The organism is Enterobacter sp. BNK-16 (genome assembly GCF_048684955.1).
GTDB lineage: Bacteria > Pseudomonadota > Gammaproteobacteria > Enterobacterales > Enterobacteriaceae > Enterobacter > Enterobacter bugandensis.
On record NZ_JBLQTQ010000001.1, the window covers coordinates 4,248,816 to 4,273,139 of the forward strand.

General features: G+C 55.9%; 19 protein-coding genes and 1 pseudogene. 3 read left to right on the forward strand and 17 right to left on the reverse strand.

Annotated features, from left to right (window positions below; all coding sequences use genetic code 11):
• The 13 genes and pseudogenes from wcaI to ACMGGH_RS20550 all read right to left on the reverse strand — a co-directional run bounded on the left by wcaI (nucleotide 1) and on the right by ACMGGH_RS20550 (nucleotide 12,756).
• Nucleotides 1-1,223, reverse strand: a pseudogene (gene wcaI / locus ACMGGH_RS20490) (colanic acid biosynthesis fucosyltransferase WcaI).
• On the reverse strand, nucleotides 1,220-1,699 hold the full coding sequence (locus tag ACMGGH_RS20495; protein ID WP_074135958.1) for a GDP-mannose mannosyl hydrolase: 480 nt from the start codon (nucleotides 1,697-1,699) through the stop codon (nucleotides 1,220-1,222). Before ACMGGH_RS20495 ends, wcaI begins: the two are co-directional and overlap by 4 nt.
• Nucleotides 1,700-1,701: 2 nt before the next feature.
• Nucleotides 1,702-2,667 (reverse strand): GDP-L-fucose synthase, encoded by a 966-nt coding sequence (gene fcl / locus ACMGGH_RS20500; RefSeq protein ID WP_024908102.1) that lies wholly within the window; start codon nucleotides 2,665-2,667, stop codon nucleotides 1,702-1,704.
• A 2-nt stretch (nucleotides 2,668-2,669) separates the two neighbouring features.
• A complete protein-coding gene (gene gmd, locus ACMGGH_RS20505; protein ID WP_003863514.1) occupies nucleotides 2,670-3,791 on the reverse strand; it encodes a GDP-mannose 4,6-dehydratase in 1,122 nt (373 codons plus the stop codon).
• 24 nt (nucleotides 3,792-3,815) lie between these two features.
• Nucleotides 3,816-4,364 carry a colanic acid biosynthesis acetyltransferase WcaF gene (wcaF, locus tag ACMGGH_RS20510; protein WP_232948453.1) on the reverse strand — a complete coding sequence of 183 codons (549 nt, stop codon included), beginning with the start codon at nucleotides 4,362-4,364 and terminating at the stop codon, nucleotides 3,816-3,818.
• Nucleotides 4,365-4,379: 15 nt separating this feature from the next.
• Nucleotides 4,380-5,126, reverse strand: coding sequence for a colanic acid biosynthesis glycosyltransferase WcaE (wcaE, locus tag ACMGGH_RS20515; RefSeq protein WP_232948452.1), 747 nt, complete (start codon nucleotides 5,124-5,126; stop codon nucleotides 4,380-4,382).
• A gap of 16 nt (nucleotides 5,127-5,142) precedes the next feature.
• Nucleotides 5,143-6,363 carry a colanic acid polymerase WcaD gene (gene wcaD, locus ACMGGH_RS20520; protein WP_028013797.1) on the reverse strand — a complete coding sequence of 407 codons (1,221 nt, stop codon included), beginning with the start codon at nucleotides 6,361-6,363 and terminating at the stop codon, nucleotides 5,143-5,145.
• The gene (wcaC, locus tag ACMGGH_RS20525; RefSeq protein WP_192971309.1) at nucleotides 6,338-7,555 is read right to left on the reverse strand and encodes a colanic acid biosynthesis glycosyltransferase WcaC; all 1,218 of its coding nucleotides are present in this window, start codon (nucleotides 7,553-7,555) and stop codon (nucleotides 6,338-6,340) included. Before wcaC ends, wcaD begins: the two co-directional genes overlap by 26 nt.
• Nucleotides 7,552-8,043 carry a colanic acid biosynthesis acetyltransferase WcaB gene (wcaB, locus tag ACMGGH_RS20530; RefSeq protein ID WP_045260418.1) on the reverse strand — a complete coding sequence of 164 codons (492 nt, stop codon included), beginning with the start codon at nucleotides 8,041-8,043 and terminating at the stop codon, nucleotides 7,552-7,554. Before wcaB ends, wcaC begins: the two co-directional genes overlap by 4 nt.
• Nucleotides 8,043-8,885 carry a colanic acid biosynthesis glycosyltransferase WcaA gene (wcaA, locus tag ACMGGH_RS20535; RefSeq protein WP_232948451.1) on the reverse strand — a complete coding sequence of 281 codons (843 nt, stop codon included), beginning with the start codon at nucleotides 8,883-8,885 and terminating at the stop codon, nucleotides 8,043-8,045. Before wcaA ends, wcaB begins: the two co-directional genes overlap by 1 nt.
• 116 nt (nucleotides 8,886-9,001) lie before the next feature.
• A complete protein-coding gene (wzc, locus tag ACMGGH_RS20540; protein WP_041909110.1) occupies nucleotides 9,002-11,164 on the reverse strand; it encodes a tyrosine-protein kinase Wzc in 2,163 nt (720 codons plus the stop codon).
• 2 nt (nucleotides 11,165-11,166) lie between these two features.
• Nucleotides 11,167-11,610 (reverse strand): low molecular weight protein-tyrosine-phosphatase Wzb, encoded by a 444-nt coding sequence (wzb, locus tag ACMGGH_RS20545; protein WP_045629833.1) that lies wholly within the window; start codon nucleotides 11,608-11,610, stop codon nucleotides 11,167-11,169.
• 6 nt (nucleotides 11,611-11,616) lie between these two features.
• Nucleotides 11,617-12,756 carry a polysaccharide export protein gene (locus ACMGGH_RS20550; protein ID WP_014170829.1) on the reverse strand — a complete coding sequence of 380 codons (1,140 nt, stop codon included), beginning with the start codon at nucleotides 12,754-12,756 and terminating at the stop codon, nucleotides 11,617-11,619.
• Between the two features lie 692 nt (nucleotides 12,757-13,448).
• On the opposite strand from ACMGGH_RS20550, the gene ACMGGH_RS20555 reads away from it, so the two are divergent.
• Entirely contained in the window at nucleotides 13,449-15,032 is a 1,584-nt protein-coding gene (locus tag ACMGGH_RS20555; RefSeq protein WP_232948450.1) for a TerC family protein, read from the forward strand.
• Between the two features lie 92 nt (nucleotides 15,033-15,124).
• On the opposite strand, the gene asmA is transcribed toward ACMGGH_RS20555, so the two are convergent.
• The 3 genes from asmA to udk all read right to left on the reverse strand — a co-directional run bounded on the left by asmA (nucleotide 15,125) and on the right by udk (nucleotide 18,312).
• Nucleotides 15,125-16,975, reverse strand: coding sequence for an outer membrane assembly protein AsmA (asmA, locus tag ACMGGH_RS20560; RefSeq protein WP_232948449.1), 1,851 nt, complete (start codon nucleotides 16,973-16,975; stop codon nucleotides 15,125-15,127).
• 22 nt (nucleotides 16,976-16,997) lie between these two features.
• On the reverse strand, nucleotides 16,998-17,579 hold the full coding sequence (gene dcd / locus ACMGGH_RS20565) for a dCTP deaminase (protein WP_028013805.1): 582 nt from the start codon (nucleotides 17,577-17,579) through the stop codon (nucleotides 16,998-17,000).
• Nucleotides 17,580-17,670: 91 nt separating this feature from the next.
• Nucleotides 17,671-18,312, reverse strand: a complete 642-nt coding sequence (udk, locus tag ACMGGH_RS20570; RefSeq protein WP_008500855.1) for a uridine kinase — start codon at nucleotides 18,310-18,312, stop codon at nucleotides 17,671-17,673.
• Between the two features lie 343 nt (nucleotides 18,313-18,655).
• Here udk and ACMGGH_RS20575 point away from each other — a divergent pair, with 343 nt between their 5' ends.
• On the forward strand, nucleotides 18,656-21,985 hold the full coding sequence (locus tag ACMGGH_RS20575) for a diguanylate cyclase (RefSeq protein ID WP_126300509.1): 3,330 nt from the start codon (nucleotides 18,656-18,658) through the stop codon (nucleotides 21,983-21,985).
• On the opposite strand, the gene alkA is transcribed toward ACMGGH_RS20575, so the two are convergent.
• On the reverse strand, nucleotides 21,950-22,822 hold the full coding sequence (gene alkA / locus ACMGGH_RS20580) for a DNA-3-methyladenine glycosylase 2 (protein WP_041909100.1): 873 nt from the start codon (nucleotides 22,820-22,822) through the stop codon (nucleotides 21,950-21,952). The two genes, ACMGGH_RS20575 and alkA, sit on opposite strands and share 36 nt — an antisense overlap.
• Nucleotides 22,823-22,952: 130 nt before the next feature.
• Here alkA and yegD point away from each other — a divergent pair, with 130 nt between their 5' ends.
• Complete coding sequence (gene yegD / locus ACMGGH_RS20585) at nucleotides 22,953-24,305, forward strand: molecular chaperone (RefSeq protein ID WP_155026320.1); 1,353 nt, start codon at nucleotides 22,953-22,955, stop codon at nucleotides 24,303-24,305.
• Nucleotides 24,306-24,324 lie beyond the last annotated feature (19 nt).

Consider the following 24,324-nt stretch of genomic DNA (forward strand, 5'->3'; position numbering starts at 1 on the left):
TTATCCCCGTATATCTGCAATAAATTGGCTCAGCACGTTCTCTTTCTCGAGCGTGCGTTCGGCATATTCACGTGCCACCGTGTTCACTTTTGGCATGGCGAGTGCCTGTTCAATGCCGGTGACCAGCGCGGGAACGGATTCCGGCTCCACGCACACGGCAATCCCCGGATAGCTGCCACACAGCTGGCCTAATTCAGTTTCGGCTTCGGCCGTAATCACCGCGTTACCGCCCACTGCCAGAATGTTGGTCAGCTTGGACGGCAGCACCGCATCTGCCGCGCCGCGTTTTTGCACGACCAGATGGCAATCCGCCATTTTCAGCAGCGCGGGCAGCGCATCGTACGATTGCAGCGGGAAAAACTTCACGTTGGTCAGGCCGCGTTCACTGGCCATCTTCTCCAGCCGCGCTTTTCCCCGCCCTGTCCGACAATCACAAACGTCCACGGCTGTTCGATCAGCAGCTGGGCCGCTTCAATAACGCTCTCCAGCCCCTGCTTTTCGCCGATGTTGCCTGAGTAAAGAATGATTTTTTGGTCTTCAGGCAAACCGAGCCGGGCGCGCAGCGCCTGAGCCTCTTGCTCCGTCACGTCGCGAAAACGCGCCACTTCGGACCAGTTCGGGAAGAAGATCACCTTCTCCGCCGGGACGCCCTTCTCCTGCGCCTTATTCATCATCGAGCGAGAGATCGTCGAAACGTAATCCACGTTATGCAGGCCGCTGCGCTCAAAGGCGCTGGCGAGCTTCGCCACCTTGCCGCCCTTGCCTTTCCCGGCCATACCCAGACCGAGCATGGCGTCCACTTCATAATCCTGAATGTGCAGCAGGGTGCGCGCGCCGGAGAGTTTTCCCAGCAGGCGCATGCCCGGCGTGCAGAACAGTGTCGGCACCACGCCGATAATGCGATCCGGCTTCCAGCGACGCTGCGCCATCAGCGGGAAGAAACTGCTGAGGGCAAAGCTGCCCAGATGAATTAAACGTTTCAGCGTCGAGGGCTGTTTCGGCACGTAGAGCGGGCAGCGCCAGACGGTCGCGGCCCCCTCTTCGCGGCGATAGCGCCAGCTGGAATAGCGTTCGCCTACCTTCCACTCCGGGTAGTACGGCGGGGCAGTAATCACCCGCACGTCATGTCCCTGGCTCGCCATCCACTCCACCATCTCTCCGGTGTATTTCCCGATACCGGTTAATTCCGGCGAGTAGTTAATTCCGTAGACGAGGATTTTCATAGTCCTGGCACCTCGGCCTGACGTTCCGCGAGGAAGTACGCCCGACTGTTGTCATGGACGTTGTCGCTTGCCAGCAGCGCCTCTGGCGTTAGCCAGCGGTAATCGTCATGCTGAGAATCAGGCAGACGCAGGTCTGCCTCACTCACCTTCAGGCGGAACCCCAGCACGATGTAGTGCGTGGAGAACCCGGTGCCCGAAAAGTTATCGTCATAGAAGTGCTGCCAGACCCCGTAAAACTGGCCCGCTGCCATCGGCAACTGCAGGCCCAGTTCCGCCAGAGTGAGACGCTCAAACGCATCAACCAGCGTCTCATCCTTCTGCACGCGCCCGCCGGGCACGAACCAGAAGCCCTGTGCAGGACGATTGGTTCGTTTCCCCAGCAAGAACTCGCCGCGTTCGTTCTCCACGATCAAATCAATCGAGATAAGCGGAGTGGAACGCACTACCGTGGCAAAATCTTCCTGACTTAAAAACATCATTACCCCCGGAAGCGGTGCTGGTTTTCCAGGAACCACTGGTAGGTGCTGGCCAGCCCCTGCTCCAGTGAGACCTCGTGATACCAGCCCAGCTGATGCAGACGGGTCACGTCCAGCAGCTTGCGCGGCGTGCCGTCCGGTTTGGTCGCGTCAAACACCACGCGGCCCTTGTAGCCCACCACCTGCGCGATGGTCTGCGCCAGCTCGCGGATGGTGCAGTCCACGCCGGTCCCGACGTTAATGTGCGACAGCATCGGCTCGGTGTTTTCCTGCCACACCTCGCGATCCAGCTCCATCACGTGAATGCTGGCAGCCGCCATGTCGTCCACGTGCAGGAACTCGCGCATTGGCGTCCCGCTGCCCCACACCACCACGTCCGGGGCGTTTTCGGCAGTCGCCTCGTGGAAGCGACGCAGCAGCGCCGGGATCACGTGCGAGTTGCTCGGGTGGAAGTTATCGTGCGGTCCATACAGGTTGGTCGGCATCACCGAGCGATAGTCGCGGTTATACTGACGGTTGTAGGATTCACACAGCTTGATCCCGGCAATTTTGGCAATCGCATACGGCTCGTTAGTGGCTTCCAGCGTGCCCTGCAACAGTTCGCTTTCGGCGATCGGCTGCTTCGCCATCTTCGGGTAAATACAGGATGAACCGAGGAACAGCAGCTTGTTCACGTTGTGCAGATGCGCCGCGTGAATGATGTTGCTCTCAATCATCATGTTCTCGTAGATGAAATCCGCCGGATAGGTGTTGTTAGCGACAATACCGCCCACCTTCGCCGCCGCCAGATACACCTGGTCAATGCGTTCGTTCGCAAAGAAGTCCTGTACCGCACGGCTGTCGAGCAGGTTCAGCTCGTCACGGGTGCGGACAATCACTTCTACGTCACCGCGCTGTTCCAGCTGGCGGACAATCGCGGAACCCACCATTCCGCGATGACCGGCGACAAAAATACGTTGTTTTGTCATTCTCAGGACTCCAGCGCGATGGCAACCTCGTAGCCATGAGACTTGAGCAGGGAGTGTTTTTTCGCTGCTTCAAGATCTTTGGCCACCATCTCGGATACCATCTCCTGCAGAGTGGTTTCTGGTTTCCAGCCCAGCTTCTCGTGCGCTTTGGTTGGGTCGCCCAGCAGGGTTTCTACTTCAGCAGGACGGAAGTAACGCGGGTCAACCTGCACAATCACGTCGCCTGGCTTCACGCCCGGCGCGTCGTGGCCGGTCACGGACACAACGATACCCTTCTCTTCCACGCCCGTGCCTTCGAAGCGCAGTTTGATGCCCAGCTGCGCCGCAGCCATCTCAACGAACTGACGCACGGAGTACTGCACGCCGGTCGCGATAACGAAGTCTTCTGGCTGTTCCTGCTGCAGCATCATCCACTGCATTTTCACGTAGTCTTTGGCATGGCCCCAGTCACGCAGGGAGTCCATGTTGCCGAGGTGCAGGCAAGATTCCAGACCCTGAGCAATGTTGGCGATCGCGCGGGTGATTTTACGGGTCACGAAGGTTTCGCCACGGCGCGGAGATTCGTGGTTAAACAGAATGCCGTTACAGGCGTACATACCGTAGGATTCACGGTAGTTCACGGTGATCCAGTAGGCGTACAGTTTTGCTACCGCATACGGAGAGCGCGGGTAGAACGGCGTGGTCTCTTTCTGTGGAATTTCCTGCACCAGGCCGTACAGCTCGGAGGTAGATGCCTGGTAGAAGCGAGTTTTCTTCTCAAGACCGAGGAAGCGAATCGCCTCCAGCAGACGCAGGGTACCCATGGCGTCAACGTCAGCGGTGTATTCCGGGGACTCGAAGGAGACCGCTACGTGGCTCATCGCCCCCAAGTTGTACACTTCATCCGGCTGTACTTCCTGCAGGATACGGGTCAGGTTGGAGGTATCGGTCAGGTCGCCGTAGTGCAGGTGGAATTTCGGGTTTGCCGCGTGAGGATCCTGATAGATGTGATCCACACGTTCGGTGTTGAAAGAAGACGCACGACGCTTAATACCGTGCACTTCATACCCTTTCTCCAGCAGCAGTTCTGCCAGGTAAGAACCATCCTGCCCGGTAACGCCGGTGATGAGAGCGACTTTAGACATGTTTATATTCCTCTACTTATGAATTTAATCAGTTTCAACGCGTTCGCGTATCACCACTGCGGGGTTGCCACGGCAAACTTTATTTGCCGGTAGCGATTTAAAAACGCTGCTGCGGGCACCGACTACCGTGCCATCGCCAACAGAAATACCTGGTGCAACAAAAACATCCGTTGCCAGCCAGCACTTCTCACCGATCACAATAGGCGAAGCGGTAATATCAAAATGCGGGCTCATAAAGTCGTGGCTGCCGGTGCACAAATAACACTTCTGTGAAACCACCGAATTTGCGCCAATCGTAATCTCGCCCAGGGTATATAACACCGCGTCATCCCCTACCCAGGCATAATCCCCAAGGGTTAATTTCCAGGGGTAGGTAATCTTCACCGAAGGTCGAATAACTACGTTTTTTCCGATTTTTGCGCCAAACAGGCGCAATAAAAAGGCTCGCCAGCGGTACATTATTTGCGGCGACCAGGCAAATAAGGTTGCCTGAACCGCCCACCACAGCTGTACCTTAATACCGTTCCCGCCCCGAAAACCTTTCGGTACGGAGAAACCTTTTAAATCCTGCATTGCGTTTCCTTATATTCAGGCTTTGTTATATAAGGTTTTTGTTTTACCTGTCGTACGCAGGCGTAATAAATAAGACAATTCCGCCCAGAATCCCGGCACGCGTAATATTTGACGCTGCACCTTTTTTGCATCCTGGCATAATTCCAGATTATTAGACGTTGACACGCCGCCCATCGAAAATTCAGACACCAGCCCTTTAATTCGACGGAACGGGTAACCTGATTTATACAGGCTGGCGGCCAGCGCATAATCGGATGACACCTTGTACTGCAAATCGTAAGGCTGTTTTTTCAGACCTTTTACCGGGAAGAAAATGGCCTGATGGCTGGCCGGCAGGCTGTGGTAGATATACCAGCCTGGCTTGGCGCTGCGGCAGACTTTATGCCCGTCGCCAAAATCGAGCAGCGCATCGCCAATATACATGGCATCCTCTTTCTGGCGCGCCAGCTGACGAGCAAACAACGCCACGTCGTCGTGGAAAATATCGCCGGAGTTGAGGAAGATGGCATAACGGCCCTGGGCCATAGAAATGCCCTTGTTCATCGCATCGTAGATGCCTTTATCTTTCTCGCTGATGTAGCGTAAGTTGAACTCACCGTTGAGTTTTTCCAGAAACTCCGCCGTGCCATCGTTCGAGCCGCCGTCGACCACGATCCACTCAAAGGTGAGGCTTGGATCGCGCGCCAGGTTGCGCAGCGAGCGCCAGGTTTTTACCACCCCTTCGTAATTACGAAAAGCGACAGTAATGACGCTAAGAAACATAAATCACCTCATTTCGTCATACGTTCGTAATATTAAGCGCCTTACGCAAAATAAACGGACAGACAATCAAGAAAGCATATTCCGGGCTAAATATTGACCCGGTAAAAAACAGCGACACCGGCGTAAAAAGATAAAGCTGCACGCGAAAGTTCTGGTTATCACCAAACGCGTTGATCATCATTTTGAAAACTTTAAACAGATACCACAGCGTCAACAGTACGGCGAACCATGAAAAATAAATAATTAACAGATACAGACCATTGTCTATGGTTTTACCCACATCCGCACCGTTAAAGATTCCGAATGATGCAACATATTCGTAAAGTGAGCCGAATCTTACTACACCATCGATATGGGTTAAGGAATAACCCACCATCACCAGCGGACCAATGATGCGATAATAGGACGATGACCCTTCCGTTCCCAAATCACCCAGACGTTCTGAAATGTACGGAAACGCGAATATGACGCCTACTAAAAATACCGTCAGAGAGATTATCGCCAGCGGCAGTTTTTTCTTAATCGCATCTTTGTTCAGGTACTGGAACGCCCACTCCAGCAGGTAAAACAGGATAAATGTCATTACCCCTGAGAACGATCCAGACAGAACGATTCCTGCAAGAATCATAGCATCGGTCTTAGGCGTTTTGATACCAAACTGTTTGATGCTGAGCCAAATTGAGATTAACGCCAGAGCGAAAAACGCCGGTTCAAAATAGAGCGCCGTTGTACGCTTCCCACCAAACTTAATGAAGTTCAGTACATAGCTGTTACTGTAAATGAGATATTTCGAAATTATCTCCATCAGGCTGCTGCCACCGGTCAAAATAATCTGCGCCATTTCCAGTGCGGCAAGCACAACAATTAACGCAACGGCAATATAAAAGAACCTGAGGATTTTCCGATAATTGTGCGGTGAAATAGTTTTGAAGCGAATACTCCAGACCATGCCAATAATAATAACGATATAAACAAACAGCATGGTTGAAGTGACGTATTTACTGGCATCCAGCGACTGGCCAAAGATGTAGTTAAACAGCGTCAGGCCCGTGCCCAGCCCCAGGGCAATCATCAGCTTCTTCAGGTTGATTTTATCGACATACAGCAGAAGCAGAACGGGCAAAAAAGTCACGATGGTTATCGGGAAGCTTTCGCCGAGCTGGGCAATTTTGACGTTGACCAGCAGGTAGATCAGCGGCAGCAGCAGATAACTACAGATTCTGATAGAACGAGACATACTCCTCCAGCATCTGTTGTCCACTGTAGGCCTTGCGGCTGCGGTTGCGGAACGATTCCAGGTCAGTGCCAAAAACGGCCTCGGCGATCTGCGCCTTCGGCAGCTGCACCAGAGGCAGGACCTCGTGCGCGGCGAAGGTTTTTCCGCCGGATTTTTCCAGCACTTCGCGCGCTGCATCGCTGTGGGTGGCAATCACCGGCACGCCGATGGAGAGCGCCTCGCAGAGGATCAGCGGGTAATTATCCACGCGAGAGCTGAACACCAGCGCGTCCATACCATTCAGGGCGCTCATCAGCTTGCGCTTGTCGGTTTCAAACCCGTGATTCACCACGTTAGCGCCTTCGAACGGCGAGAATTTGCCAAAGGTATGCAGTTCAATTTTGTCGCCGAGCGCCATCATGTCGCGCACCAGCTGCTGGTTGGTTTTGCCGTCGTAGCGCAGATCGTGCGCAACGATGGCAATTTTCGGTTTGCCCGCGGTTTCAGCCACCGGCGTCAGCTCGGCCAGGATGGCTTCCGTCGCCACGTCGATACCGTTGTTGATAATCTGACAGCGCCCTGCCCCATACAGGCTGTTGAAGGCGTCGGCCACGTGCTGGCTCGGGGAGATAAACGTGCAGCCGAGCGAAAGCATGTCGCGGAACAACTGACGCTTTCCGTGTACCAGCTGATGCGCGCGATCCACCTTCACCGGCGGATAGTTGTTCAACGTCGGGCATTTCTGGCAGCTATCTTTCCAGCCTTCGCAGCCGTCGGTAAACGCGCAGCGTCCGGTTACGCTCCAGTGATCGTGCAGCGTCCAGACGAAGCGGGTGTCGGGCTTGTGGGCCTGCACCTTCTGACAAAACGCCACCACCTCTTCCAGATTCAGCCAGTAGCTGTGCAGCACGTGAAAATGCAGCACAACCGGGCCGGTAGTGCGGGTCACGGTGCGATATAGACTGTTCAGGTTGCCAAACAGGTCGCGGTTAAACAGGCGGAACAGCGCAATGTTGGCAACAGAAGTCAGACGCGGCGTGTGCTTGTGCACCTGCGGGAAGTTATCATGGCTGACGCTTTTCTTGCCGCCTTTGCCGTAGCCGTAAATAAACCGGGACTGAAGTCCTTTTTGCAGGGCACGCTGGTGCAGATCCAGCGCCACGCCTGCAGCTCCGCCTTCTGCGAGGCGTACGTTAAATTGCAGAATGTTCATTTAATCACCTTCACGCGGGCTTTCTCTCCCACCACCAGCGCGTTATCCGGAATGCTGTCCAGCACCACGCTGCCCGCCCCGATCGTCACGTTGTTACCAATCGTAATGTCGCCAATCATCACCACGTTCGCCCCCAGCTCGACGTTATTGCCGATCACCGGGCAGGCCAGGCTGTCCGGCCCGCGGTTACCGATCGTCACCCCGTGGCGAATGGTGAAATCATCGCCTGCAACCACGAACTTGTTGATCACCACCGCATAGCCGTGGTGGATGGTAAAGCGGCGGCCAATGGTGGCAGCGGCCTGGATTTCATAGCCAAAAAAGCATTCGGTGATGATGCGGTACAGCACCAGAATCGGTGCCGCCCAGATATTGTTCAGTACGTTTTTCTTGCGCCACACCGAGCAAAAGTGTGCGATGCGGTACGCCAGAACCATGCAGCACGGGCGCAGGCTCCAGCTGTTTGCGCGGCAATCTTCCAGAAACATTATTTCCCCCGAAGCCCGTCAGCCAGACGCTTGCCGTTACGCACCGACAGCAGCGTCAGCAGGGTGCGCCAGTTCATGCGCTTATTGCGGATCTGATACAGGGTAAAGAGCTGATACTTGCGGCTGGCACGGTCAAACTTGTCCTTGTGCTTGCGGTAAAAATGGAAATAGCCTGAAAACTTCTTCGGTGAGGAGGTGATCTGCATCTCCCCGTGGTTGATGTGCAGGATCTGCGTGGCCTCTTCCACTTTCCACGGCTCGCCGTACTCCACCACCATCCGCAAGAAGATGTCGTAATCCTGCGCGGCCTTCAGTTGAGTATCGAACAGGCACTCCTTAAAGCGCCACGCCCAGGTAAAGACCTGATTACCGATAATGTTGCGCTTGTAGAACAGGCGACGAGAGTACGGTGATTTCGGATACAGCGGCAGGCTCGCGGGCTGCGAGTAAACCTCGCCCTGGCAGACATAGTCGTTGGCATACAGAAAAGCGTGCGTGACCAGCTGCTCTTTATGCGAAAGGAAGACGGACAGGCGGTTCGGCGTCCATTCGTCATCGTCGTCGATGCCGGTCAGATACTGCCCTTTGGCCTGCATAATCGCCTGATTACGCACCGCGCACGCCCCGGAGTTAATCGGGTTATGGGTGTACATCACGCGCGGATCGTTGAGTTCGGTGACAAATTTTTGCAGCTGTTCATACGAGGAAGAACAGTCATCCACGATGATCAGTTCCCAGTTATCGTAATCCTGACGTAAGACCGACTTAATAGCGCGGATCGCCAGCTGCTGACGGTTCCATGTCGGCATATAGATAGAAACTAAAGGGCGTTGTGTGGTCATCTTTTCCTCCTACCCCTCACCCCGGCCCTCTCCCCTGAGGGGAGAGGGTGAAAGGCGGCACCGGACAGTTCCCTCTCCCCTCTGGGGAGAGGGTTAGGGTGAGGGGGGGTGTTTTGTTATTTGCTGTCAGACTTGTATTCGTACTCGTAATAACCGTAATCCTGGTACCCGGTCGCGCGGCGGAAGATGGAGTTCAGGATGACCCCTTTCACCTCAATGCCGTTCTGCTCGAAGCGGCTCAGGCTGGTTTCCACTTCCTTCAGGGTGTTCACCGCATAGCGCGCCACCATCAGCGTGGTACCCGCATGACGGCCAACCACGGCGGCATCGGTCACGGCCAGAATTGGCGGCGTATCGATCAGCACCAGGTCATAGTTTTTGCTCGCCCACTCAATCAGCTGGGTGAAGCGTTCGCTCATCAGCAGTTCAGACGGGTTCGGCGGCACCTGACCACGCGGGATCAGGTCGAATCTCGGAATCGAGGTCGGCTTGGCGCTCTGGCTAATCTCTCCCTGACCCAGCAGAATTTCCGACAGACCGTTCACGTTGTTGGTGCCCAGCAGTTCGTGGGTATAACCCTTACGCATATCGCAGTCGATCAGCAGCACGCGCTTGTTGGTCTGGCTTACCACAGCCGCCAGGTTGGCACAGACAAAGGTCTTACCGATTGACGGGCTGACGCCGGTTAACATCAGGACGTTGTTTTTAGCCTGCATCATGGCGAAGTGCAGGCTGGTACGCAGGCTGCGTATCGCTTCAATCGCCAGGTCGGTTGGGTTACCCACGGCCAGCAGCTGGCTCTGTTTGTAACGCTTAACGCCCTTGATGGTCTTGACGCTGTCACGGGATTTTTGCCACTCAGACAGCGGAATGCTGGCATAGACGTTGATACCACTCTCTTCCAGCACCTGCGGGCTTTCGATGCCGCGGTTGAACAGCGAGCGCAGCAGCACGCCAACGATAGAGAGCATCAGGCCAAGAATGATGCTGCCGAGAATAATCAGCGCTTTCTTCGGCTTCAGTACGCCAGGCTGGGTAATGGCCGGGTCGACGATGCGCACGTCGCCCACGGTGCTGGCCTCGGTGATTTTCAGCTCCTGCTGTTTGTTCAGCAGCTGCATGTAAACCTGCTGTCCGGATTCCACGTCTCGGGTCAGGCGGACGATCTCCTGCTGCGTTTTCGGCATCGCGGTCACGCGGTCGTTCAGCTTCGCCTTCTCCTCTTCGAGAGTGCGGCGCTTCTCCAGCAGCGTGCGGTAGGCCGGGTGGCGTTTGGTGTAAAGCTTGGAAATCTCTGCCTCTTTGAAAGTCAGCTCGTTGAGCTGCGCATCAATATTCACCATCGAGTCGAGAACCGATTTGGCCTCCAGCGGCAGGTCGACGGAGTCTTTATCCTGACGGTAGGCGTTCAGCTTGTTCTCGGCATCATCCAGACGGGCACGCACTTCCGGGAGCTGTTTAGCGAGGAACGCCAGGCTTTTCGCCGCTTCCGCCGACTTGCGCTCGACGTTCTGCTCAAGGTAGTTGCGGGTAATGCTGTTCAGGATGTCGCGAATTTGATCCTTATCTTCACCGGTAAAGGTCATGCTCAGCACGCCGGTGTCCTTACCGTTTTCGGTGACGGTCAGGTTGTTCTGCAGATTGTTGATCATTCCCAGCGTGGAGAATTTGGTCACGGTGAATTCACCGCCCTCCTGGGCGTGGATCGCGCTAACCATCATGCTAACGCCGTCTTTGTTCAGCATCTGCCCCACTTCGCCGCGTGCGCTAAAGCCCGCATCGCTGGTCAGCTGATACTGTTTCGGGCCCAGCACCGTCAGGGTAAAGGTTTGATCCCCCGCCCCTTTCGGCAGCACAAAGTCAGTGACCTTTACGGTGTCATTGCTGCGCCCCATCAGACGGTCCCAGCCGGCACCGAAGATCGGAAACGTATTTTTGGTGACGGAGATGTCGAGTCCGAGGTCGTGAACCGTTTTACCCAGCACCAGACGCGACTGGATCAGCTGAATTTCAGCGTCGGATGCTGGCGGTTTGTTCGCCAGCGCGGAGCCGATATCCTGCACCAGCGAGTTGCCGGTATTCTGCTCGATCTGCACCAGCGCGTCGGCGCTGTAGATTGGTGTGGCGAACAGCGTATACACGACGGCCGCTGCGGCAAACACGGCAGTAATGCCAAGCACCCACCACTTTGCCTCGATAACCGTGCCGACCAGGCGACCAATATCAATTTCATCACTGCCCGAAGTCGGGGCGGCAGAAGGTCTTGTTTTTTCTGTCATTGTTATCCCTGCTGAGCTTTCAGTGCCTGCGCCCACTGTTGGGCAGACTGGTCAAGTAAGGTGTAAACCGCCTCGAAGGCTTCATGGCTCTTGCGATACGGATCGGGGATTTCGCGTTCGTTGTCCCAGTGACCAAACAGCATCACCTTGCCGCGCATCTCCGGAGCGATATCGCACAGCGCATGAATATGGCGTTTTTCCATTGCCAGAATCAGGTCATACTCCCGGCACATGCGGCCGGTGACCTGGCGGGCGATATGCCCGTCAAGAGAGAGGTTGTGATCGCGGGCCACGCTCGTGGCGCGCTCGTCGGCACCTTTGCCCACCAGCGCGCCCAGCCCTGCGGACTCGACCGTTAACTCGGGCTGGTACTGTTTCAACAGCCGTTCAGCCGTGGGGGAACGGCAAATGTTCCCCACGCATACCACCAGAATTTTGTTAAACATCGCGGATTACCAGGTATGAATGTCGCGCGCCGTATCCGTCATGTAGCGAACGCCACTGATGGTTGGCAGCAACTGGTTGATCAGACGGTTCCAGCGGGCAACCGGCGCGGTGGTGACGTAAACCACATCGTATGGCTGGAGACGGAACTCCGTCGCCATCACCAGAGACGTCGCATCGGACATATCCAGCTGGTAGATGTTGGCAATCTTGCCCTTCGCGCTGCCTTCACCCTTCAGCGGACGGATGACGAAGATACCGGTCGCGTTAGAGGTGGTCAGATCGATACCTTCAGCATTGCCCAGCGCTTCGGTCAGGGTCATGCCGCTGAAGTCCATTTTGAGGGTGCTCTGTTTCTTCACTTCACCCATCACGAAGACTTTCAGATCGTCGTTGCGCGGTACGTAGAGAATATCGCCCGGATAGAGCAGGCGGTTTTGGGTCAGGTCGCCGTTTTGCATCAGCGCCTGCAGCGAAATGCGCTGCTCTTTGCCGTTGTGGGTCAGCACCACGTTGCGCCAGTCGGCGCCGTCGGTTAAGCCGCCCGCGGCGTTAATGGCGTCCAGAACGGTGAGCGGAACGTTGGTGATGGCCTGCTGGCCGGATTTGTTCACCTGACCGGAGATATAGGCTTTTTGCGAGCGGAATGCGGCGATATTAACGTCCACCTGCGGGTCGGCGATGTACTGCGCTAAGCGGCCGGTAATATCACTACGGATCTCGGCAAGCGTTTTCCCGGCGACATGTACTTTACCAATGTACGGATAGAACATGGTGCCATCTGACTGTACCCAGTTCCCGGTGTCGCTTGAGCTACGGTACTGGCCCGCTGGCGTGGTCAGTTCAGGGTGGTCCCAGACGGTCACGTTGATCACGTCGCCCGGCCCCACGCGATACTGATAGGAGGCAATTTCCTGGTCCAGAGACATATTCGGCTGGGCAACATTCGGACGTGGACGTAATTGTTCGACCAGACGTGGCGTAAGTGGATAAACATTCACCATTTTGTCGAGATCAAAATCGGCATCCTGTTGCTTGATCACATCCTTACCCATTGTTGACATATTGCTGCCGGGAAAGACCGTGCAACCACTCATCAAGGTCACAGACACCAATAATGGCATCAATTTCATTTTGGATTTCATCATTGATTATTTATCACTTTGGCAGAGTAATTATCCTGTGCAATTTAAATAAGCCTGAGACGTATTGGGTTTCAGCATGCAGTTAATCAAATAGAAATATAACTGGCATCAGTCCTAAAAAAAGCTTATTCATCCATTGGCTATTGACAGAATAATCGAGGCTGATTCACACGCTTTCAGGCACGCTACCGCCCTTGGCTTTCAGTTACCAATCCACTGACTAAACAATGTGTTATGGATAGACACCCTCTTGAGTAAGGTCTTCTGGAAATATATCAGCCGCTTGAAATACACAACGGATAATGAATGACCATTCCGAAGACCAAAACAATAATAGCAACAACAAGATTTAACATTTGATGCTGGGAGAATTGTTGCAGCTAACCTAATAGCAGGCAAGGAGACAACTGTCCTAATATCTGTTTTTAAGATTAATATTAAGAGCAAAGTTTTGACCTTTTAGGATTTTCTTTATATTGACAAAAAGAGAGTAAAAACCATTATCTGCGATATATCCTAAAAAGCACTCAAAATAATAAAATATACGTATTTTGCTTATTTACACTCATCTGAGACTGCTCTCTTTTTTACGCATCGTATTAAGAGAAATCTCAGCCCGACATTGCATTTTCCCCCAGCTTTATCCATGATCGAAGTGTGACATTCGTCATATAACAGAAGGTATTGCTATTACTATGGAATGGATTGCCGATCCATCAATCTGGGCCGGGCTGGTGACGTTGGTCGTCATCGAATTAGTGCTCGGTATTGATAATCTGGTGTTTATCGCCATCCTCGCTGAAAAACTGCCCCCTTCCCAGCGCGACCGCGCGCGCGTGACGGGTCTGCTGCTGGCGATGGTGATGCGTTTACTGCTGCTGGCCTCTATCTCCTGGATGGTCACGCTCACTCAGCCTCTGTTCTCCGTTCGCGGCCTGAGCTTTAGCGCGCGCGACCTGATCATGCTCTTCGGCGGGCTGTTCCTGCTGTTCAAAGCCACGGTGGAGCTTAACGAACGGCTCGAAGGCAAGGACAGCGAGAACCCGACCCAGCGACGCGGGGCGAGATTCTGGCCGGTGGTGGCGCAAATTGTGGTGCTTGATGCGGTCTTCTCCCTGGATTCGGTGATTACCGCCGTCGGGATGGTGGACCATCTCGCCGTCATGATGGCCGCGGTAATTATCGCCATCACGCTGATGGTGATGGCAAGCAAAGCACTGACCCGCTTTGTGAACAGCCACCCGACAATCGTGATCCTCTGTCTCAGCTTCTTGCTGATGATTGGCTTCAGCCTGGTCGCCGACGGTTTCGGCTTCCACATTCCGAAAGGCTACCTGTACGCCGCCATTGGCTTCTCCGTCATGATTGAAGCGCTCAACCAGCTGGCGATATTTAACCGCCGCCGGTTTCTCTCCGCGAATCAGACCCTGCGCCAGCGCACGGCCGACACCGTGATGCGCCTGTTGAGCGGCAGAAAAGAGGATGCCGAGCTGGACGCCGAATCCTCTGCCCTGCTGGCCGATCACAGCGACGGGCAAATCTTTAACCCGCAGGAGCGGCTGATGATCGAGCGCGTGCTCAACCTGAATCAGCGCACGGTCAGCAGCATCATGACCTCCCGGCATGACATTGAGCATATTGACCTCACGGCACCGGAAGAGCAGATCCGCGCCCTGCTGGATAAAAACCAGCACACCCGCGTGGTGGTCACCGGCGGTGAAGAGGAAGAGGAGCTGCTGGGGGTGGTACACGTGATTGACCTGCTCCAGCAGCAGCTGCACGGCGAGCCGCTCAACCTGCGTGTGCTGGTACGCCAGCCGCTGGTCTTCCCGGAAGCGCTTCCGCTGCTCTCCGCGCTGGAGCAGTTCCGCCACGCGCGCACCCACTTCGCGTTTGTGGTGGATGAATTTGGTTCGGTGGAAGGGCTGGTCACGCTCAGCGACGTAATGGAAACCATCGCCGGTAATCTGCCAAACGAGGTGGATGAGATTGATGCCCGCCACGACATTCAGAAAAACGCTGACGGCTCGTGGACGGCCAACGGCCACATGCCGCTGGAAGACCTTGTGCAGTACGTGCCGCTACCGCTGGATGAAAAACGGGAATACCACACCATTGCCGGTCTGCTGATGGAGTATTTGCAGCGCATCCCGCAGCCGGGAGAAGAGGTTCAGGTGGGCGACTATCTGCTTAAAACCCTGCAGATTGAAAACCATCGCGTGCAGAAAGTGCAGCTTATTCCACTGCGGGATGAGGAAGAGCTGGATTTTGAGGTTTAGGTAAAACAAAACGGCAACCCCGTTGCCGTTTTTGTGTTTGCTCCCTCTCCCGTGGGAGAGGGTCTGGGTGAGGGCTTCAGGCCGCACCGCCGTCAAAGCTTATCCAGCAGCTTCTTCACATCCTTGCCGTTCTGGGAATCTTTATTACGATCCGCCCAGCTGTTGAGCCGACGCTTCGCTTCATCCTGCAGATGCTTACGCAGGATCTGATCTACCTGAAGGCTGTAGTTCAGCGCCTGCCATTTGCCGTATACGCTAAGCGGAACCGGCGTCTCTTTGAGGAAGTCAATCAACTTGCTTTCGCCCTGCCAGCCGGAAAGCACCCGGACGTTAAAGCGCGTGTCCGCCGTCTCTTTGACCAGATCCAGCGAGCCTTCTCCGGTTAACGACAGCATAGATGAAGTTCCCTGCATTCCGTCCAGTGTCAGCACCCCGTTATCCAGCGTCAGGTCAGTGGTGAAGCTGTCGAGGCGAGTTGCGCTGTCGTAGTTTTCCTGGGCTTTAACATCGCTGCTGCGCTCCACCGCCTGCTGAACCAGCTGCTGGAAGTTGAGCCCTTCCATTCGCGAATCTTTCAGGTCAACATGCGCCTCGCCCTGCCACTCACGGCGGAAGGCGTTGGCATCAATTTTGGTGCCTGAGAAATCGCCCGCCAGCGTCAGCTGACCCGTCAGGGATATCGGATAGTTAAAGGCTTTGAGGATGCTGCCAATCTCAACGTTGTCGAGACGCGGCTGGAATTCAGCGCTGGCAACGTCCTTACGCACGTCCAGCGTACCCGGAAGTGACAGGTGACCCGCCCCCATTTTGCCGCTCAGTTCTGAAATTACCAGCAACCCGTTGTGGTTGAACATCTGGCCGCTCACGTCGGTAAAATCAATACCGCGCCAGCGCACGCTGTTGGCTTTCAGCAGAATATCCGCCGTGAAGCCGCGCAGCACGTTATAGTCAGGCTGTTCAAGGTTGGACGAGATAACCGGACGCGACACCGGTGACTGGCTTTGCCCCGTCTGCACGGCATCGCTGTCCGTTGCGCTTGCCGGCACCGGTGGCAGGATGTTCTCCAGGTTAAGCTTGTCAAACTGCAGGTTCAGCACCCACTTCGGCTTATCGTCGAGCGTGACGCTCGCCTGACCTTTCAGGCTGCTGTCGTTGGCCTGCAGATTAAGGTTATCCAGCGCCAGCTGTTTTTGCTCTTCGCGCCATACGGCCTGCAGCGTCCCCTGCCCGGCGATCCCCTGGGTCGGGAGATCCGCGCCCGTCAGCTGCCAGCTAAGCTGCTGGATGTCGGCCGTCAGCTGATGCGGGTAGTCCGACGCATTCACGTTTGCATTCAACGAGAGGGACAGATCGCGCTGGTCGCGGTTTACCCGTCCGCTAAATTCCAGCGACGCAAGATGGTGTTCATCCTGTTCCATCTGCAGGCTGATGTTGCGAACGGTGACCTGCTCCTGATCCTCATGCTGGAACACCAGCACGCTATCGGCCACTTTCAGTTTGCCTATATCAAAGGACCAGCCCGTATCGGACGGTTCATCCGGTAAGGTATTCTCGCGCGGCGCAACCGGCGCATTCGCGTCACGCACGGCTTCGGTCTGCGGGGTAAGCTGAATGACCGCGCCCTTCAGCATCACCTGCTTAACCTGCAGCTGATGGGAGATGAGCGGGATCAGCGCCACATCGAGACGCATGTTGTCCGCAGAGACCAGCGGCTGTGCCGCGCCCGGCGCGGTTAACGACATGCGGCCAGAGAGAATGCTGAGCTGCGGCCAGACGTGCCAGCGCAGCGGCCCGTCAAGCTTCAGTTGGTAACCACTGCGTGCCTCGACCTGCCGCACCATGTAAGCGCGGAAATCATTCGGGTTGACCAGCAGAACCAACGCCGAAAGGCCAGCAACCAGCACTACCAGCAAAATCATCAGCGTTGTCAGAACTCTTCTCATGGCATCCTCAATGGACTAACGATCAGTCTTTATCAATACGGCTGGCAACCGCACCCTGCTGGTCGCGGTATTTTGCGTCCTGGCGGCGGTTATAAGGCCGGTCTGCCGGGCCTGTCAGCGGTTCAAAGCTTAACGCACCGATCATCATTCCGGGTCGCAGCGCCAGCGGCAGTTTACCGGCGTTGAAGAACTCCAGCACGATACGGCCGGACCAGCCTGGGTCGATACGGTGCGCGGTCACGTGAACCATCAGCCCCAGGCGGGCCAGAGAAGAACGGCCATCAAGCCAGCCGACGAGATCCGCAGGCAGGGTCACGGATTCATACGTCACCGCCAGCGCCAGTTCACCCGGGTGCAGATAAAAAGCTTCGCCTTCGTCAATGATGATTTCATCACTCATGACGCGATCGAGCGCGGCGCTGACTTCATCCTTCGGCCCGCTGAGGTCGATGAACGGCGCAGTATGGCCGCTAAAGGTGCGGAATTTATTCCCCAACCGTACATCAACGGTCACCCCATTGATACGCTCCACGGGGGGACGTGGGGTAATAGACAAGCGGCCTTCATCCAGCCAGGCTTCAATATCACGATCGCAAAGACGCATGGTGCTTTCTCCTTTCATGCATCGTACCCTGAGCCGTTGAACGCTCAGGGTAAAACCAGGTTATCTCTGAACGGTACACAATTCGCGCGGCTTATTCAAAAAACTGGCTGATTTTCGCTTTTAAGATATCAATAGCAATGCGGTTTTTGCCCCCGCGAGGCACGATGATATCGGCGTATTGTTTGGATGGTTCAATAAACTGCAGGAACATCGGACGGACCGTTTTCTGGTATTGCGCCATGACGGAGTCCATCGAACGGCCGCGCTCGTTAACGTCACGCTTGATGCGGCGCATCAGGCAGATATCCAGCGGGGTATCGACGAAGATGGAGAAGTTCATGGATTCACGCAGGCGGGCATCGGTCAGGAGCAGGATGCCTTCAAGGATAATGACCTTCTTCGGCTCGATGCGGATCGTTTCCTGGGTACGTGTGTGTTCTACGTAACTGTAAACGGGCAGTTCGATCGCCTGGCCGCTCTTAAGCGCTTCTAAATGCTGGAACAGTAAACTGTGATCCATCGCATTCGGGTGGTCGTAGTTGGTTTTTACACGTTCTTCCATCGACAGATGGGATTGATCTTTGTAGTAGCTGTCTTCGGGAATGACGCCGATATGCTCATCACCTACCTGTTCACGCAGTTCGCGATAAAGCGTACTGGCAATTAGACTTTTACCTGAAGCCGATGCGCCGGCGATGCCTATAATGACGCACTGATGAGACTTATCAGTCATAAATTTAGCGACCTGAATAACCTGGATGTTAAGGAAGGACGACGCCGGAGCGTCAAACGCGGCAATTATAGGGATTTCGCGGGCGTGATACCAGTCGAATGCGCAGGTTCTGCGAGACAGGCTGAAAAGTGGCGCATTGCTCCCTGAGAGAAATTTTAATGACCGTTTTTTCAGCGTTTAACAGGAATTTTTTAGCGAGTAACTATTTAATAAGTCTATGATGTCAAATTATGAGCAGTCGCCATATGAATTGTAAATTGTTTGTACTAGCATAAACCAAATTATCAAATTCACTCGTGCGCACTTCTCTCCTGACGGCATGGCGTCTCTGGATAAAGCGGTAATGAATAAACAATACCAGCGGGTTTTGGTTACCACCCCACATCCTTTATTACGACTTGTCTGTCTGGGCCTGGTCACCTTTATCTTTACCTTATTTTCGCTGGAGCTTACCCGCTTCGGTACCCTGCTGGCGCCACTCTGGTTTCCTACCGCCATTATGATGGTGGCGTTTTACCGCCATGCAGGAAAAATGTGGCCCGGGATAGCCCTGGCCTGTTCATTTGGCAATATTCTGGCCTCGTGGATGCTGTTCTCCTGGGCGTCGATAAACCCCACCTACACCGCAATAAACGTTATTGAGGCCATCATCGGTGCCGTGTTACTGCGCAAGCTGCTTCCGTGGTACAACCCGCTGCAAAATTTAAACGACTGGATCCGCCTGGCAATAGGCAGCGCGCTGGTGCCGCCGCTGGTGGGCGGTATTCTGATGACGCTTCTGATCCCCGGCCCTGAGCCGCTGCGTAATTTCATCGTCTGGGTGCTATCTGAATCCATTGGCGCGCTGGCGCTGGTGCCGCTGGGGCTGCTGTTTAAATCCCATTACCTGCTCCGCCACCGTGATCCGAGATTGCTGCTGGAAACCCTGGTTACCATGGCCGTAACGCTGGCCCTCAGCTGGGCATCCATCACCTGGCTGCCGTGGCCCTTTACCTGCGTGATTGTCCTGCTGATGTGGAGCGCCGTGCGCTTGCCGCGGATGGAAGCGTTCATGGTGTTTCTGGTTACCGTGATGGTCGTTTCACTGATGATTGCCCATAACCCTTCGGCGCTGACCACCCAACATGCCGGGCCGATGATGAACGCGCCGTGGCTGCCGTTCCTGATGCTCCTCCTCCCCGCTAACGTGATGACCATGGTGATGTATGCCTTCCGTGCCGAACGCAAACACATCACCGAGAGCGAAGAGCGCTTTCGTAATGCAATGGAGTATTCCGCCATCGGTATGGCGTTAGTCAGCATGGAGGGCCAGTGGCTTCAGGCTAACAAGGCGCTGTGCAATTTCCTCGGTTACAGCCAGACCGAGCTACAGTCGCTCACCTTCCAGCAGCTCACCTGGCCGGAAGATTTGCATACCGACCTGGAACAGCTGGAGCAGCTGGTCAACGGCGAGATCAACACCTACACCCTTGAAAAGCGCTATTACACGCGCAACGGAGAGGTCGTCTGGGCGCTTCTGGCCGTCTCCGTCGTGCGCCATGCCGATGGCTCGCCGCTCTATTTCATCGCCCAGATTGAAGACATTAACGATCTGAAGCAGACCGAGTGGGTCAATAAACGGCTGATGGAACGCATTACGCTGGCCAACGAAGCGGGCGGCATCGGCATCTGGGAGTGGGATCTGGAGCCAGACATCATCAGCTGGGATAAGCGGATGTTTGAGCTGTATGAAATTCCGCCGCACATCAAGCCCACCTGGCAGCTCTGGCACGAAAGAATATTGCCGGAGGATCGCGCCCATGCGGAGCAGGTGCTGCGGGATTCACTGGTTTCTCGTCTGCCGTTTAAGCTTGAATTCCGTATCCGCGTGAAGGAAGGCGTGCGCCATATACGCTCCCTGGCCAACCGGGTGCTGAATAAAGAGGGTGAAGTCGAACGTTTGCTCGGCATCAATATGGACATGACCGAGGTGAAGGAGCTTAACGAAGCGCTGTTTCAGGAAAAAGAGCGCCTGCACATTACGCTCGACTCCATCGGCGAAGCGGTGCTCTGTACCGATATCAACATGAACGTCACCTTTATGAACCCGGTCGCCGAGAAGATGAGCGGCTGGCTGCAGACCGAGGCCATCGGCCAGCCGATCCTGAAGGTGTTACACATCACCTTTGGGGAACGGGGCCCGCTGATGGAGAATATTCACAGCGGCGATATGTCACGCTCCGATATCGACCAGGACGTAGTGCTGAACTGCCGCACCGGCGGATCGTTTGATATTCACTACAGCATTACGCCACTCAGTACCCTTGATGGGCACAGTATTGGCTCGGTGATCGTTATTCAGGACGTCACCGAGTCGCGCAAAATGCTGCGTCAGCTAAGCTACAGCGCGTCGCACGATGCCCTCACCCACCTGGCAAATCGGGTCAGCTTCGAAAACCATCTCAAACGGCTTCTGCAAACCGTTCGCGAGACGCGTCAGCGTCATGCGCTGGTCTTTATCGATCTGGACCGCTTCAAAGCCGTCAATGATAGCGCAGGTCATGCGGCGGGAGATGCCCTGCTGCGGGAACTCTCTTCCATGATGCTAACCATGCTTCGCTCCAGCGACGTGCTGGCGCGCCTGGGCGGCGACGAGTTTGGGCTGCTGCTGCCGGACTGCAATATTGAGAGCGCGCGCTATATCACCGGGCGTTTGATCCATACCATCAATGACTATCACTTTATGTGGGAAGGTCGCCTGCACCGGATTGGCGCCAGCGCAGGGATCACGCTGATTGATGAGCATAATAACCAGGCGTCAGAAGTGATGTCGCAGGCGGATATTGCCTGTTATGCCTCGAAAAACAGCGGGCGCGGCATCGTGACGGTGTACGAACCGCAGCAGGAGCGGGATCGGAGCGCGCGCAGCATGATGTCGCTGGACGAACAGTGGCATATGATCAAAGACAATCATCTGATGATGATAGCCCGCAGCGTCGCCTCCCCGCGCATACCGGAAAGCTGTAACTTCTGGCTGATTTCGCTACGCCTGTGGACCAGCCAGGGTGAAGTCCAGGAGGAGCACGCCTTCCGTTCTGGTCTGGCGGAGCCCGAACTGCTGCACGCCCTCGACAGACGTATCTTTGGTGAGTTTTTCCGCACCTCTGCCGCACAGGTCGCCCGTAAAGGGATGGGGGTAGCACTGCCGCTCTCTGCCGCCGGTTTAGCCAGCGTAACGCTGGTCGATGAACTCCTCGACCTGCTCGATAACAGCCCCATGCCGGGCCGTCTGCTGCATCTGGTTATCGCGAGCGACGTGGTGTGTAACCCGGATGAGAATCTGCAGCGAGGGCTGCAAAAGCTTCGCCAGGCGGGCTGCCGGGTGATCTTCAGCCAGATAGGGCGCGACATGAACGTCTTCAGCCATCTGAGCCCGAACATGGCCGATTATCTGATGCTGGACGCCGAGGTGGTGAGCAACGTATATGGTAATCTGATGGATGAGATGATGGTGACCATCGTTCAGGGCCACGCCCAGCGTCTGGGGATGAAAACCATCGCGGGCCCCTGCAACCAGCCCATCATGATGGATACGCTTTCCGGCATCGGCATTGATTTTATCTATGGCGACACCATCGCCGAGCCGCAGCCGCTGGATCTACTGCTCAACACCAGTTATTTCGCCATCAACTGACGGCGTCCAGCCGTCGGTATACCAGATGTGCAGCAGCGCGTAGGAGCGCCACGGCTGCCAGCGCTCGGCGTAACGACGGATCTGCGCGGGGGTCATCCCGGCGAAGCGTTGCTTAATCAGATAATCATCCGGCAGGAACACATCTTTCGCCTGCCAGCCTCTCAGGGCCAGGTAATTTGCCGTCCAGCGCCCGATGCCCGGCCGCTGCTGTAGCGCCTTCATGCCCGCCTCAACGTCCTCAGGCGGCGTCAACGGAAACGTCCCGTCAACAACCGACTGCGCCAGATGAATCAGCGCCTCCGCGCGTTTTACCGGCATCCCGAGCGCCTTAAGCGCCAGCGGATCGGCAGCGGCCAGCGCTTGCGGGGAGGGAAAGCAGACATAACCCGGTGCATCCTTCACCGGCTCACCGCACAGGGCGACAACGCGGGAAGCCAGTTTCGCCGCCATCGCCACGCTGACTAACTGCCCGAGAATAGCCCGGACGCCCTGCTCGTACGCATCCATCGCCCCCGGCAGACGCAAGCCGGGGCGGGCAGCGCCGAGATCCCCCAGCGTATCCGCGATGTGCTGCGGGTTACAGGCGAGATCGAACAGGCGCGCGATGCGTTCAAGACACGTCTGCGCAACCGGAACCAACCCCGGGCTGAGCGTCACAATCAGCGTATGGGTAGCGATATCCGGCGTCACGCGAAATATCCCCTGATGGCCGTCGCAGGCAAAGCTGCGCTCGTAGTAGTCGCTCGTGACGGTTTCAATGCCCGTCACCGCACGCGCGCCAAGAAAGCCAAACATCCACTGCCAGTCGTAAGGGGGTTGCCACGTCAGGGTATACATCGCTGCTCCTTTTTTATTTTTATCAGCATAAACGGAAAGACCTTGTTTTGCCTTGCTTTCATATTCCTGTTGTCGCGATGCAGACATTTCGTTAAAGTCTCGCCCCTTCTCACCGGCATGGGGATTAATCGTGTTTATTGGATTTGACTACGGTACGGCAAACTGCTCGGTTGCGATCATGCAAAACGGCCAACCGCAGCTTCTGAAAATGGAAAAAGAGAGCACGCTGCTGCCATCAATGCTCTGCGCGCCGACGCGCGAAGCGGTGAGCGAGTGGCTGTTCCGCCACCATCAGGTTCCGGCTACCGCGGCGGAGACCCAGGCGCTGCTGCGTCGGGCGGTCAGCTTTAACCGCGAGGAAGACATCGACGTTACCCCTTCCAGCGTGCAGTTTGGCCTCTCCTCGCTCGGGCATTACATTGAAGACCCGGAAGAGGTCTACTTCGTTAAATCGCCAAAGTCCTTCCTCGGCGCGAGCGGCCTGAAGCCGCAGCAGGTGGCGATGTTTGAAGATCTGGTGTGCGCCATGATGCTGCATATCCGCAATCAGGCGCAGTCGCAGGTGCCGGATACTATCACCCAGGCGGTGATTGGCCGCCCAATCAACTTCCAGGGGCTGGGCGGTGACGAAGCCAACCAGCAGGCGCAGGGGATACTTGAGCGTGCGGCGCACCGGGCGGGATTCCACGACGTGGTGTTTCAGTACGAGCCGGTTGCGGCGGGGCTGGATTTTGAAGCCACGCTGACGGAAGAGAAGCGCGTGCTGGTCGTCGACATCGGGGGCGGTACAACGGACTGCTCGCTTCTGCTGATGGGACCGCAGTGGCATCACCGTCGTGACCGCGAAAACAGCCTGCTCGGGCACAGCGGCTGCCGCGTAGGCGGTAACGATCTGGATATCGCCCTGGCCTTTAAGAGCCTGATGCCGCTGCTGGGCATGGGCGGGCAAACGGAAAAAGGCATCGCCCTGCCGATCCTGCCGTGGTGGAACGCGATTGCCATCAACGACGTTCCGGCGCAGAGTGATTTTTACAGCACCGCGAACGGGCGCTTCCTCAACGATCTGGTGCGCGACGCGCAGGATGCCGAGAAGGTCGCCCTGCTGTATAAAGTGTGGCGTCAGCGCCTGAGCTACCGCGTGGTGCGAACTGCGGAGGAGTGCAAAATCGCCCTTTCCGACCGTCCTGAACATGCGGTCTCCTTGCCGTTTATCAGCGAGGATCTGGCCACGGCGATTTCACAGGAGGGGCTGGAAACGGCGCTTGCTCAGCCGCTGCAGCGCATTCTGGAGCAGGTCCAGCTGGCGCTGGAGAACGGCAAAGAGAAGCCGGATGTGATCTACCTGACCGGCGGTAGCGCCCGTTCGCCGCTGATCAAGAAAGCGCTGGCGGAACAGCTGCCGGGCATTCCGATTGCCGGTGGGGATGACTTTGGCTCCGTTACCGCCGGTCTGGCGCGCTGGGCGCAGGTGATGTTTAGCTAATGCGGTTGTGCCGGGTGGC